General features: G+C 41.0%; 12 protein-coding genes. 7 read left to right on the top strand and 5 right to left on the bottom strand.

Annotation, left to right across the window (positions count from 1 at the left end):
• Window positions 1-67 precede the first annotated feature (67 nt).
• Window positions 68-391: a hypothetical protein gene (locus tag RM347_RS15165; RefSeq protein WP_322716662.1), complete on the top strand. Its 324-nt coding sequence runs from the start codon at window positions 68-70 to the stop codon at window positions 389-391.
• Between the two features lie 27 nt (window positions 392-418).
• Here the strand turns inward: RM347_RS15165 and RM347_RS15160 are convergent, their stop codons facing one another.
• Entirely contained in the window at window positions 419-838 is a 420-nt protein-coding gene (locus RM347_RS15160; RefSeq protein WP_322716663.1) for a hypothetical protein, read from the bottom strand.
• A 52-nt stretch (window positions 839-890) separates the two neighbouring features.
• On the bottom strand, window positions 891-1,463 hold the full coding sequence (gene cobU, locus RM347_RS15155) for a bifunctional adenosylcobinamide kinase/adenosylcobinamide-phosphate guanylyltransferase (protein ID WP_322716664.1): 573 nt from the start codon (window positions 1,461-1,463) through the stop codon (window positions 891-893).
• A 214-nt stretch (window positions 1,464-1,677) separates the two neighbouring features.
• On the opposite strand from cobU, the gene RM347_RS15150 reads away from it, so the two are divergent.
• From RM347_RS15150 to RM347_RS15125, 6 genes are all read left to right on the top strand, one after another.
• The gene (locus RM347_RS15150) at window positions 1,678-2,487 is read left to right on the top strand and encodes a hypothetical protein (RefSeq protein WP_322716665.1); all 810 of its coding nucleotides are present in this window, start codon (window positions 1,678-1,680) and stop codon (window positions 2,485-2,487) included.
• Window positions 2,488-2,621: 134 nt separating this feature from the next.
• Window positions 2,622-3,554: a glycosyltransferase family 2 protein gene (locus RM347_RS15145; RefSeq protein ID WP_322716666.1), complete on the top strand. Its 933-nt coding sequence runs from the start codon at window positions 2,622-2,624 to the stop codon at window positions 3,552-3,554.
• 23 nt (window positions 3,555-3,577) lie between these two features.
• Window positions 3,578-4,534: a glycosyltransferase family 2 protein gene (locus tag RM347_RS15140; protein ID WP_322716667.1), complete on the top strand. Its 957-nt coding sequence runs from the start codon at window positions 3,578-3,580 to the stop codon at window positions 4,532-4,534.
• 67 nt (window positions 4,535-4,601) lie between these two features.
• Entirely contained in the window at window positions 4,602-5,183 is a 582-nt protein-coding gene (hpsU, locus tag RM347_RS15135; RefSeq protein WP_322716668.1) for a hormogonium polysaccharide biosynthesis acetyltransferase HpsU, read from the top strand.
• A gap of 604 nt (window positions 5,184-5,787) precedes the next feature.
• Complete coding sequence (locus tag RM347_RS15130) at window positions 5,788-8,184, top strand: hybrid sensor histidine kinase/response regulator (RefSeq protein ID WP_322716669.1); 2,397 nt, start codon at window positions 5,788-5,790, stop codon at window positions 8,182-8,184.
• Between the two features lie 218 nt (window positions 8,185-8,402).
• On the top strand, window positions 8,403-8,891 hold the full coding sequence (locus RM347_RS15125) for a hypothetical protein (protein WP_322716670.1): 489 nt from the start codon (window positions 8,403-8,405) through the stop codon (window positions 8,889-8,891).
• Between the two features lie 136 nt (window positions 8,892-9,027).
• Here RM347_RS15125 and RM347_RS15120 read toward each other — a convergent pair whose 3' ends face one another.
• The 3 genes from RM347_RS15120 to RM347_RS15110 all read right to left on the bottom strand — a co-directional run bounded on the left by RM347_RS15120 (window position 9,028) and on the right by RM347_RS15110 (window position 11,356).
• Entirely contained in the window at window positions 9,028-9,426 is a 399-nt protein-coding gene (locus tag RM347_RS15120; RefSeq protein WP_322716671.1) for a nuclear transport factor 2 family protein, read from the bottom strand.
• A 38-nt stretch (window positions 9,427-9,464) separates the two neighbouring features.
• Entirely contained in the window at window positions 9,465-10,472 is a 1,008-nt protein-coding gene (locus tag RM347_RS15115) for a zinc-binding dehydrogenase (RefSeq protein WP_322716672.1), read from the bottom strand.
• An 89-nt stretch (window positions 10,473-10,561) separates the two neighbouring features.
• The gene (locus RM347_RS15110) at window positions 10,562-11,356 is read right to left on the bottom strand and encodes an aspartyl/asparaginyl beta-hydroxylase domain-containing protein (protein WP_322716749.1); all 795 of its coding nucleotides are present in this window, start codon (window positions 11,354-11,356) and stop codon (window positions 10,562-10,564) included.
• Window positions 11,357-11,359: the final 3 nt, after the last annotated feature.

Below are 11,359 nucleotides of genomic sequence, written 5' to 3'. Positions count from 1 at the left end.
AGCTGCTCTCTTCGCTTTCTGCATTGCCTTAGTTTCCTACAATATCCTTTCTGTTGTACTAGCTGCTTTGAAAAGTATTCACGGTATTAATGAAGTCTCTCAAGAGGTTTCGAGCTATTATCTAGTCGATGAAATTCGCGGAATTTATCGTGGCATGATGATTGCTATTTCTTCCAAAGAATGGAAAGTTTTTGAACAGATGAATTTGATTGAATTAATTAATGTCCTTCAGAAACTGGCGACTTTAGTTAATTTAAACGTTTTTTTATCTCATCCCCGCTCCATCAAAAAGACTAGGAGGCGGTTAAAACGCACTCTTCCTGCCAAGAAACCTCATGTTTCTACAGCTAAAATTCTATCCCAAAATAAGATCCAAAAACAGATATCTTGAAAGGGCTGGTCCTAATTGGTTGTTTATTTATGCAATATTATCCATAAGCCGATCGCGAATTGTTTTGAGTTGGTCTTGAGTCTTAATTGGCTCTCGCGGTGCTGGTAATTCCGTATTAGGCCAGTTAGGTAAACTATTGCAGGGGCATAACAACGCCGGCATCCCGACGTTTCGCGCGGCTACTGGCATACTACATCGGCTGCAAGGTAGCATATCCCATGCTGGTGTCAACAGTTCAGCAATGGTTTCATGTGTACCCTCTAGGTAACAATCACCCGATTCTGGTGAGAGAATTTTTTGCCAACACTGTTCAAATTCTTCACTATAGCGATCGCCATCTAGCACCGATTGGGGCAAAAAGCTTGCCTTACCGTTGCCCGTAATCACTTTCTTACCTAACTGAAACCAGTAGGCAAGGTATCCTCTAACTTCTTGTTTGGTTGCCATATTACAATTTTAGATTTTAGATTTTAGATTTTGGATTAATTTGAATCAAGAGTTAAGAATCTTGACTCCTCACTTCTCCTTCCCCTCTATTTGGCAATGGCGAACCAAGGACGCCCAGATTGAGGACATGACCACCAGTAACTAAATATACAGTTTCGCTGAGTGCACTTAGCTGGCGCACCAGAGAACCCAGGCGATCGCGGAACGTCCTCCCAAGAGGATAAGCTGGTACTATACCCCAACCCACCTCTTCTGCTACAAACAGCATATCAGCAGCAACCAAATCCACCGTCTCTAACAACTCTGCAAGGATGTTTCCCCAGCTATATTCGTCCTGTTCCAGGAGATTAGCAACCCAAGTTCCTAAAGAATCTATTAAAAGGCAGGTATAGGGTTTAGCATCAGCAAGGGTAGCAGACAGTTCCATAGGTACAGATAAAGTTACCCAGTTTTGGGGACGACGTTGTTGGTGTTCTAAAATGCGTTGATGCCACTCCCGATCGTCTGGATTATCGGTGGCTGTTGCTACGTAAATAACTGCTTTTCCTGACTGCATGGCCAAAGTTTCCGCCCATTCACTTTTACCAGATCGTGCTGGCCCTGTTACTAAAATGATTTTACCCAAAGTCGTTTCCTGAGTATTTTAACAATATGCCTACGATTGCAATTTATCACCGCAGTTTTTTACTTCAACTGTGAGATTTTTGGTTTCAAATAACTTTTAAGGGATAAAATTAGCACCAGCATCATTGATGCCACAATTGGCAAAAGCCGAAAATCCCAACAACCCCATTATTAATTATTCAACACCATCGGGGACAGCATAAAAGGATGTCTTTATGAACGCAGGATTAAAACGTATTGAAGCAACTCTACACGATTTAGGGAATCGCGGCACTGCCTCTGCCGCTGAAACAGGTGATTCGACGACAAAACGGCCTTTCTCTTTTAGAATCAGCGTCGGAGCCAACGAACCCACAGAAAGTACACAAACTCCATCCTCTCAGGAAGAACAAACAGTTGACTTGGACGTAGATACTGAGAGTGATTATCCTTCTGAACAAAATTTCTTTCCTCACCATGACTCTGTGCAGACCTTTCAAGCACAAGAGAATGGTAACAAAACACCCAGCCTACCCAAGTTGAAAACTCCAAGCTTTAGTAGCCATCGTCACGGAGCTAATCCAGCATTGGCGATGAATCTATTGCAAGAAATTCAGGAGACTGTTGCCGGTTGGCAAACAGAACTGCAAAATATTTTGAAGCAAATTCAGGATATTTACTTAGAAGGTCCAATTGTCAATGGCTGGTTAGAATCCAATCCCACCGAACCAGAACCAGCAGGAACCGCAACACTACGCCATGCAGAAGTTGACCGCCTGATGAACTACGTAGAAGAAATTTGCGCTAGTGGTGGGAAAGTATCCTATCAATCATCTATTACTGGCTACCGCCTCTGTGGTGTGGACGATGCTGGTAAAGTCTGGTCTCGCCCATGTCCACCGGATCAGGTTCCCAATGTTAGTATGGCGATCGCTCGTTACCAAAAGTTACGTCAACTGTTGGGGCGCAAGCAATCTTTGGAAACCCGTCTGAGTCAACTGGCCCAAACTCTTGTAGTTTTACACAGTCATATTCAACAAACGTGAAGTTTTGAAGATTATTTCCGAAGAAACTCGGTTGGTGGGTCAGTAATTTTTGGTTTAGATTAACTCTCAGCAGGTGTGCGTTGGATTTAAGATTTTTATCTAAAATCCCAAATCTCAAATCCAAAATAAAATCTATGCCAGACACCCAAATCTCTGCAATTATCTGTACCCACAATCGAGATACGTATCTAGGGGCTGCAATTGATAGTCTTTTAGCGCAGGATTTTGCTGCTGACTTTGAAATTGTGGTAGTTGATAATGGGTCTAGCGATCGCACCCGTGAGGTTGTAGAACAAAGGGCCCACAATCCGCGCCTGAAGTATGTTTTTGAACCCACCATTGGTTTATCTGTCGCCCGCAACACGGGTGCAAAAGTAGCTAGTGGTGATATTCTTGCTTATCTAGATGACGATGCCGTTGCCTGCCCTTGCTGGCTACAAGTTTTATATTTTGCCTATTACAATAATTCTAAACTAGCGATCGCAGGTGGCAAAGTCACTCTCATCTGGCCCCCAGGAATCCAACAACCACGATGGCTATCTCCAGGGCTAGCTGCAAATCTGGGTGCATACGATTTGGGTGACAGTAACATCTACATCGAGCAACCTGGCTCAACACCCAGAGGCTTAAATTACTCTATCCGTCGCAGTTTCCTAAAAGAAATTGGCGGTTTTGATCCTCATCTCGGTCGAGTGGGGAAAAATCTATTATCAAATGAAGAACTGCAAATGACCGAATTTGCCCTACAGCGTGGTTGGCAAGTCGCTTATCTTCCCGAAGCGCTAGTTGCTCATAACGTTGCCCCAGAGCGCCTCCAACGCTCCTGGTTTTTAAACCGAGGCTGGTGGCAAGGTATCAGTGAATGCTATCGAGAACAACTCGCTGGTAAAGCTGGGATCGCTCAATTGCAGCGAGGTAGCGAACGGTTTGTACGCGGCTTGTATAAAGCATTGCAATATTTCTCTGATCCAGCAGAACGGTTTGACAAACTTGTGTATGCTTACGGTCAGATTGGTTACTTAAATGCTGCTATTCAAGGTCTTTTATCTACATCAAATAAGAAATAACCAATAACCTAATTTATACTCTTATGTCATCTAAAATACCAGTTTCAGTACTAATTCCGGCAAAAAACGAACAAGCAAACTTGCCAGCCTGCCTCGCCAGCCTCGCCAGAGCAGATGAAATATTTGTAGTAGATTCTCAAAGTACCGACAACAGCATTGAAATTGCTAAAAATCACGGTGTAAATGTCGTGCAATTCAACTTCAATGGACGCTGGCCCAAAAAGAAAAATTGGTCTTTAGATAATCTACCTTTTCGCAACGAATGGGTACTAATTGTAGATTGCGATGAGCGCATCACCCCCGAACTTTGGGAAGAAATTGACCAAGCAATTCAAAACAATGAGTATACAGGTTATTATCTCAACCGCCGCGTATTTTTCTTAGGAAAATGGATTCGTTATGGTGGTAAGTATCCTGATTGGAATCTACGTTTATTTCAACATAAAAAAGGTCGCTACGAAAATCTAAATACAGAAGATATTCCCAATACTGGTGATAACGAAGTTCACGAACACGTGATTTTGCAGGGGAAAGTTGGGTATCTCAAAAATGATATGCTCCACGAAGACTTCCGCGACCTCTACCACTGGTTAGAACGACACAACCGCTATTCCAACTGGGAAGCCAGTGTTTATTTTAATATTCTCACAGGTAAAGATGATAGCGGTACTATCGGCGCTAATCTATTTGGTGATGCCGTGCAACGCAAGCGATTTTTGAAAAAAGTGTGGGTACACCTGCCATTTAAACCCATTTTACGGTTTGTTTTGTTTTATATTATTCAACGCGGTTTTTTGGATGGCAAAGCAGGATATATCTATGCACGCTTGCTGAGTCAATATGAATATCAAATTGGCGTTAAACTTTACGAATTACGCAACTGTGGTGGTCACTTAAATACTGCAACGACCTCAAAGGAACAAGCAGGGGAGCAAGGGAACACAGGAGTAAAGGGAAAGTTATTGACGATTGACTCCTGATAAATGACTAATGACCATTGTACAGACGCGATTAATCGCGTCTGTACTGATTAATGACTAATGACTAATGACTAATGACCAACCTTTCGTAGATTTACGCAAATATGACCAATCTTGGTTTGATCGGGGGCGTCCAAGTTGGTATGTATTATTATGGTGGTTTGTACAAGCGATCGCCTTTCCTCTCACTCCTCAACCGTTAAATATTCTGCGTTGTGCTCTACTACGATTATTTGGCGCTCGTATCGGCAAAGGTGTATTAATTCGACCCACCGCCCGCTTCACCTACCCTTGGAAAGTTACCATTGGCAACTACAGTTGGATTGGAGATAACGTAGTTTTATACAGCCTCGATCAAATCCATATCGGAGAACACTGCGTAATTTCCCAAAAAAGTTACCTATGTACTGGTAGTCACGATCTCCAAGATCCTGCCTTTGGGTTGAAAACAGCGAGTATCACCATTGAGAATGGTGCATGGGTAGCGGCAGATTGTTTCGTTGGGCCGGGAGTGCAAATCGGGGCTAATGCTGTGATTGGTGCTCGTAGTAGTGTTTTTACTAATATGCCCTCTGGGCAGGTTTGTTGGGGAAGCCCTTGTCGTCCCAAAACGGTTCGGATAAAACTTGATCCGCCCACAAACCCATGATTTCATAGATAAACATAGTAGGGGCGCACAGTTAGCTGTGCGCCTCTACTTTTTCCACATATTTATTTGTTTATTTGTTTTTGGGAAAAGAATAAAAGTGCGATCGCTATATGGTTAAAGTGCTTACTCTCATAATAAGTTAAGCACTTGTCAAAATCGGTAATTATTACATTCAGAAGATTTTGATTGATCGGCAAGCTAAAATTGCAAGTAGCGTAGGCTAGCAAAAACCGCAGGCATCGCTGATATCGAACCTTCAACTTACAGTGCTCTAACCCAGAGGCTATGTACTTTTTACACATATAGCTGGTGTCTATGTTTTCTACCTATAAGGTCTACTTTATAGATGTAGGGATTTCTGGAGATAGTTTACTTTTAATTAAATCTTTTTGCTTTCAAGTTCAAAATTCGCACATATCTAAGAAATTTGGCAGAAGATGTGATATATAAAATCAGCCAGTAGATAGTCGAATTAGCAAATTTTTTGTCATTCCAACAAGTAGGTGATAAAGTGCATTTGCCACCCCTGCTCATCAACTTTCCAAAAATTTTCAAGGCAAACATATTCAAGAAATTTTAGAATAATTTTAATTCAGAGGTAATTATGAATTTTAATAAAAATGAGAAATCTGTCATTTTAATAGTTGATGATACTCCGATTAATTTCGAATTATTATTCGATTTATTAAAGTATTACGACTTTAAAGTTTTAGTAGCTGAAAATGGTAAAAGTGCACTTGAGATGGCAGAATATGCCTCACCTGACCTGATTTTATTGGATATATTAATGCCAGGAATTGATGGATTTGAAACTTGTAGACGTTTAAAAGCAAATCCAGCCACTCAAGATATTCCCGTAATATTCATAACTGCCATGACTGAAAATGTAGATAAAGTCAAAGGCTTGAATATTGGCGCAGTAGATTACATTACCAAACCTCTAGAAAATGAAGAGGTTTTAGCTAGGGTAAATACGCATTTACGTTTAGGAAACCTCACAAAAAAACTCACACAGCAAAATAAACGTTTAGAGATGGAAATCTTGGAGCGCCAGCGGGTAGAGGAAAAACTGCGATGTCATTCAGCTGTATTAGACGAGTGGAACAATCGCTATCAAGCACTAATTCAAGCGAGTGGTCAGATTCTCTACGACTGGAACCTGCATACCAACGAGATCAAATATGCTGGCAATGTAGAGCGAATATTAGGTTACTCTATGCCTGAGATGTTAGGAGGTTTGAACCGTTGGCTAGAGTTGGTTCATCCTGAGGATAAAAACTTATTTATCGAAGAGATTAACCGTGTTTTATCCACAAAAGAACGATTCCACCTTGAATTTCGTGTATGTCGCAAAGATGGCACTTACATCACAGTTGAAGACAACGGGTATATCTTTTTAGACTCTACAGGCAAGATTGCTCGGATGGCGGGCTTTGTAATTGATATTACTGAACAGCAAGCTGCGCTACGCGATCGCAAAGACGCAGAACAGAAAATCCGTGAGCAAGCTGCTTTGCTCGACATAACCACAGACGCGATTATCGTTCAAAATTTGGTTAACCAAATTCAATTTTGGAATAAAGGGGCTGAACATCTCTACGGTTGGATGGCAGAAGAAGCACAAGGCAAGAATGCCAATCAGCTTTTGTATCGAAAGCAAAATTTTTGCCAACTGAAAAACATCCAGAAAACTCTAGCTGAGAGCGGTTCATGGCAAGGTGAGTTACATCAAGTCACAAAACAAGGCAAAGAGATGATCGTTGCTAGCCGCTGGACACTGGTAAATGACGATCGGGGACAAGCCAAATCCATCCTAATTGTCAACTCCGACATTACAGAAAAAAAACAACTCGAAGCGCAGTTTCTCCGGGCCCAGCGCATGGAGAGTCTTGGCACTTTAGCAAGTGGCATCGCCCACGATCTCAATAATGCACTGACACCCATGATGATGACAGTACAACTGTTGGAGGCAAGACTCCCAGATGAGAAAAGTCAGCAATGGCTGACAATTATGGAAACAAATGTTAAACGTGCGGCAGATTTAGTTAAACAAGTGCTGTGGTTTTCACGCGGATCTGTAGGCAACTTTAAAACCTTAGATGTACGGTATTTAATTTCAGAAATTGAAAAAATTATTAAACAAACATTTTCCAGAGCGATTGAAATCCGAATTGATGTTCCTGGGCAAAACCTGTGGAATATCTTTGGCGATGCTACTCAGCTACACCAGGTGCTGATGAATCTCTGTATTAATGCTCGTGATGCCATGCCTCATGGCGGTATCCTCAAGATTTCTGCGAAGAATTTCTGGGTTGATAGCCACTATGCCCGAATGAATATTGATGCTAACGTAGGTTCTTACGTGATGATTAGTGTCTGTGATACAGGTATAGGAATTAAGAGAGAAATAGTAGATAGAATTTTTGAGCCATTTTTCACAACAAAGGAAGTGGGTAAAGGCACAGGGCTTGGTCTTTCAACAGTGCTTGGTATCATCAAAAGCCATAGCGGTTTTGTGAATGTAGTTACTGAAGTGGGCAAAGGCACAGAGTTTCAAGTTTGCTTACCTGTCACGCAGACAATCGATACAGATGGGAAATTAGCTGGAGATGATGAATTACCAGCAGGGCATGGAGAATTGATTCTTGTTGTAGATGATGAAGATTCAATTCGAGAGGTAACTCAAGCCTGGTTAGAAAAAAATGCCTATAAAGTTTTAGTAGCTAGTGATGGTATTGATGCGATCGCACTATATACAAAACACCAACAAGAAATTAGTGTAGTGTTGATTGATATGATGATGCCATTCATGGATGGGCCAACAACTATCAATGTATTGAAAAAAATTGATCCAGACATCAAAATTATTGGTGTTAGTGGATTAGCCTCCAATCATGAAATGATTAAAAGCCTTGGTAATAATGTCAAAACTCTTTTGTCCAAGCCCTACACCTCAAGCGACTTGTTAAGAAATTTACAGATGGTGATTAATACAAAGTAGAGTTAGTCATTAGTCATTAGTTATTAGTCATTTGTTCAAAGTAAATAACTAATGCCCAATACTTCGCCTTACCTCGGCTTCTCTGCGAGACGCTACGCGTTAGCGGAGCTTTCGCTTTAGCGATACGCTCGGCACGAGTCGCTCAGTACAAGTGCCCAATCAAAATGGTAAGTAGCAGTGGTAAGATGTTTTCATGGCTGCTCTAATTCTTGCTATTGATGAACAAACTATTGGATGAGACGCTGTCAATCAAGATTGCTGAACAGATAAACAGCAGAGCTAGCACCCCGTTTGATAATGCTTACAAAGCAGCATTGTCCACTGAGGGAGCAAGATATATTCAGGGATTTTTAGCTTTTGCTGGAAAGCCATATAGACCGATTGAACACAGTTGGATTGAGCTAGGCGATACCTCGGATAATGACTCCCTTGTACGCATTATCGATCCCACATTACCGCACCTGAATAAAAATCCCCAAGAACTCTGGTATTTTGCAGCACAAAGGCTGACCATTAAAAAACTCAAAGCCATCATTGAAGAATCGAAAGAAGATTATCCAGAAGACGATCCCTTGCCAATCTATGGCGATCCACCTTATGAATATTACGGTGATGTGATGTTGGGTGGTCAAGACTACTTGGCAGCATATCAAGCCGCAGAGGCTAAATGTAGAGAAATCAACGAACAAAACCCTGAGAGGAACTAAGAAAAGTAAATTAAATAATTCGTAACTACGTTAGCAAAGCGGTAGCGAGTCCGCGTACTCTTACAGAGAAGCAAGCTACGCGCTGCGTCTGTCTGCGACACGCTGCGCGAACAAAGAGAGCGTCATTACGAATTATTTAATACGATTTTCCATCGCTGCCAAAGTATTCTCTATAGCCACAAATTTTGTCTCCACGTACATCAAAGGAAACTGCTACCCGATTTTTGTACGGCTGTCCGAACAAAAGTCCCTCATCCCGAAATTCAAAGACAGCCGTTGTTTCATTGCTAGTAACACGGTCTAGACCAGTTAGGTTTAAACCAGGATTGAAGGATTCAAAAACGTACTCGAAAAATTCTCTAGCTCGCTCTTTTCCGACATTTAAACCGTGGAATTTTCCCATTGGAAACCAAAGGGTGAAATCTTCTGTGAGCATATCTAACAATGCTTGCCACTCTCCTGTTGCCATACCATGTGTAAGATTCTCAAATGCCTGTTGAGCAACTTTTAAAGTATTTTCTGAATTTTGTGTCATTCTCACCCCCGACTGGATATAAACTAATACCGTGTTACTTAAAACCTCACAACCACTTTGCCACAATTCTGACCACTGAGGAGATATTCTACAGCGTCGGGTACTGATTCTATGCCTAGAAACTGTGTTGGGTCAATGGCAACTTTGAGCTTGTCTGTGTAGAACAGGTTTAAGAGGCGATCGCGTGCCTCTACCATATATTCTTTATAATGAGACATGAGAAAGCCTTTCACAGAAGCTGCTTTCCAAAATAGCTGATGATAAATGCGTGGTTGTGTAATTTGCTCTACATTATTTGCGTATTCGGAGATAAAACCAACCACTACTAAGCGTCCCCGCACTGCCAAGTTTTCAACGCAGGTATCAAATACAGTTTTACCTACACAGTCGAAAATTAAATTAATCCCATTGGGGTATTCTTGCTTGAGGACTTGATTGAGATTTTCTGTACGATAGTTGATAATGCGATCGCACCCTAATTCTCTGAGTAACTTTGCTTTCGCCTCAGAACTGCAAGTACCAATGACATGATTCCCAGCTAACTTTGCCAATTGCACCGCAATATGACCAGTTCCCCCTGCTGCTGCTGTCACTAAAACCACTTCATTACTTTTCATTTCCCCCACTTGTTCCAATGCAACCAAAGCTGATATACCTGTAGGCATTAGTGTTAGCAACTCTGGTGTTGCTTCCCGCACCTTCACCGCTAAGTTTGCATCGATAACCTGATATTCTCGATAGCCACCACCACGCCAAGTTGTTACTACAGCATCACCTATTTGAAAATCTTTGACATTTTCACCCATAGCCACAACTCTTCCTACAGCTTCCACACCTAAATCAAAGGGAGGAATTGAGTTGATATAAGGAACATCACCACGACAAAGTAAGGTGTCAAAGCCACCGTTAACGCCAGCAAATTTATTTTGAATCACAACTTCACTAGCAGTAGGTTTGTCAATAGGAATTTCGACAATTTCAACAGCATATTTAAAATCTTGATTAAGTTGCTTTACTATTAACTTTCTGTAGGTTTTTGCGTTCATTTACCAATCTTATTTAAGAAATATAAATCTAGGTGCGTTAGCTGAAAGGATAACGCACTATCAACAATCTAAGATGCATTACATTAGGCTTATAAAGCTTTGTCCCACTCTAATTGATGAGCTAAACCATACTTGATAAAATCTTCTTCTTTAGCTTTATCACTTTTACCAAAAACACCTAAGCTGTAAGGATTATCTTGCATCCGTTGTGTAACTTGCTCTTTCTCAAATTGGATAACTTCCTCTCTAGGTTTATCCGGTTTAAAAAAGTCTACAACTAAGACAGTTCTATCATAATTAGTGTAATTATGCGGACAGTGTGGATAGCTGTGATCTAAAACCAGAAATTTTCCTTCATGCCAATAAAGCTGGTCATGACATATTTTCATAGCCACATCCCCCTCTGGCACAATTAATCCTAGATAGCCACGATTCATGTGAGGGTTATAGTTCACATGTAGCTTGATATCCAAGCCTGGATGGAAAGTACCATAATACACGTTTCTAATTATCTCATCATCGCTAAAGTTAACTTTTTCTATTACCTTAGACAAATTTGAGAAATATTTCTCTCTTAATGCGAGTGCTTTTTGCGATGCATAATCTGACCCATAATCAGGATATTGTATTTGATGCACCTGAATATATTTTTCAATAAACATACCTTGAAATAAAATACCAAAAGCGCTGTATTTGGCATCACCCTTGGTTTTAATCGTTTTACTTTTAGGTCCCAAAATCTCATAAGTGAGTTTTAACTCCTCATGAGATGCATCCTTAATAAAGCGGGTAAACTCATCTCTAATCACTTGCCAGTTCTCTTCAAAACTTTTGAGAAAAGTAAATTCCTTTGGGTCTAGATGATACTCATTAAAACTTTCCATTGT

The sequence above is a fragment of the Nostoc sp. ChiQUE02 genome (assembly GCF_034531305.2).
Classification (GTDB): Bacteria; Cyanobacteriota; Cyanobacteriia; order Cyanobacteriales; family Nostocaceae; genus Nostoc.
Note: the sequence above shows the minus strand (reverse complement) of the source record. Positions and strands in the feature narration are given on the sequence as shown.

What these genes read in the sequence shown, in the direction of transcription:
- RM347_RS15130 (WP_322716669.1), top strand. Translation starts at nt 5,788, where the DNA reads ATGAATTTTAATAAAAATGAGAAATCTGTCATTTTAATAGTTGATGAT.
- RM347_RS15160 (WP_322716663.1), bottom strand. Translation starts at nt 838, where the DNA reads ATGGCAACCAAACAAGAAGTTAGAGGATACCTTGCCTACTGGTTTCAG.
- RM347_RS15120 (WP_322716671.1), bottom strand. Translation starts at nt 9,426, where the DNA reads ATGACACAAAATTCAGAAAATACTTTAAAAGTTGCTCAACAGGCATTT.
- RM347_RS15150 (WP_322716665.1), top strand. Translation starts at nt 1,678, where the DNA reads ATGAACGCAGGATTAAAACGTATTGAAGCAACTCTACACGATTTAGGG.
- RM347_RS15110 (WP_322716749.1), bottom strand. Translation starts at nt 11,356, where the DNA reads ATGGAAAGTTTTAATGAGTATCATCTAGACCCAAAGGAATTTACTTTT.
- RM347_RS15125 (WP_322716670.1), top strand. Translation starts at nt 8,403, where the DNA reads ATGAACAAACTATTGGATGAGACGCTGTCAATCAAGATTGCTGAACAG.
- hpsU (WP_322716668.1), top strand. Translation starts at nt 4,602, where the DNA reads ATGACTAATGACCAACCTTTCGTAGATTTACGCAAATATGACCAATCT.
- RM347_RS15115 (WP_322716672.1), bottom strand. Translation starts at nt 10,472, where the DNA reads ATGAACGCAAAAACCTACAGAAAGTTAATAGTAAAGCAACTTAATCAA.
- RM347_RS15145 (WP_322716666.1), top strand. Translation starts at nt 2,622, where the DNA reads ATGCCAGACACCCAAATCTCTGCAATTATCTGTACCCACAATCGAGAT.
- RM347_RS15140 (WP_322716667.1), top strand. Translation starts at nt 3,578, where the DNA reads ATGTCATCTAAAATACCAGTTTCAGTACTAATTCCGGCAAAAAACGAA.